Below are 1,403 nucleotides of genomic sequence, written 5' to 3'. Positions count from 1 at the left end.
GCACCACAATTCTCGATATATCCTCCCGATAAACTTCGGCCTATAAAGCCTCCTGCATGTCCACTGCCTGTGGCTTTTACGGTTCCAGAGATACTACTGTCTTTTATTATCCCATTTGTTTGAAAGTCACCTACAAAACCCCCGCTATATTGGCTACCCAGAACACTACCCTTAAAACTACAGCCTTCTATCGTTCCACTCATGTTTCCTACAAGCCCACCTGCCGTCACCCCAGACACTTCACCACCGATTACGCTACAGTTCTTTATAACCGTATTGGTAGCCATACCTGCAATTGTACCTGCAGCGCCTCCATAAGTCACTCCGGATATTTTGATATTCTCCATTTCTAAATTTTTAATAGTTCCGTTCTGAATATTACTAAAGAATCCAACATAGTAGTCAGCTCCTTGAATATAGGCATTTTTGATTGTATATCCTTTTCCGTCCAAGGTTCCTCCAAACTTTCTCTGAATCGGTTCTACTTTAGCCCCCTCAAAGTTTATATCCTGCGCTAAAGCATAGTAAGCGTCCTCATGATTTCCTAAATCTAAAAGCTGCTCTTTAGTCTCTATTAAATAGGGATTTCCCTCTGTACCAGAACCCTGATATTGTTCTTTACCAACCTGTGCACTCCTGGGCATCTCCATATCCTTTAAGTATGGATAACTGGCCATTTCTTTTATGCTCCATATGGTATTAAAATCCCAATTGGTAAAGTTGGATTGATACTTCATTTTATCTTTCAGTTCTTTTGTAGCCCCTTCATAACATTCAGTTACAGTCAAAAATGTGTTTCTAACATTACGAGGAAGTTCCTTAATTTCCAAGCCCTTTGCCTCTCCTATGGAATAACAGTTAAGTACAGTAGTCTTATAGCTGTTGCTATTTTCTATAATATTTAACAGACGTGCCACACTCTTCGCTCCCGCTACATTACCTGTGGCAAAACAATTCTCTATTACGGCTTTCGACCCATTATTGAGACCAATCAAACCACCTGTATATTGGCTATTTACTCCATTACTTTCTACAGCACCTGTTGCGTAGCACCTCTCTACTGTGCTTGTATTTGTTCCAATCAAGCCTCCCGCATTTCCCATATCACTTAATACTTTTCCTTCGCCTACACAAAGGGATACTTTTCCTTCATTAATGCCAATCAGTCCCCCTACCTTATTGGAAGACTCTACATCTACATTTGTGGTGTTCTTCTGAATAGTTCCTTGGTTACGCCCAATCAAACCACCTGTGGCCTCTTTTCCTTTCACCCAGCCTATAGCATCCACCTTGCATCCGGTAACCATTGCATAGTTTCGTCCGATTAAACCGCCACTTTCACTGGATGTTATTGAAAGATTTCCCGTTACAAAGCAATTTTCCACACTTACAGTGCTCCCATA

At 41.1% G+C, this 1,403-nt stretch carries 1 protein-coding gene; it reads right to left on the bottom strand.

The window, feature by feature from the left end:
* Nucleotides 1–1,385, bottom strand: a 1,385-nt coding sequence (locus tag NE558_RS14220; protein ID WP_330643505.1) for a GLUG motif-containing protein, incomplete at its 3' end; no start/stop codon positions are given.
* Between the last annotated feature and the right edge of the window lie 18 nt (nt 1,386–1,403).

Source organism: Anaerotignum propionicum (genome assembly GCF_024461735.1).
Classification (GTDB): Bacteria; Bacillota; Clostridia; order Lachnospirales; family Anaerotignaceae; genus Chakrabartyella.
This window is presented reverse-complemented; position numbering and strand designations above follow the sequence as displayed.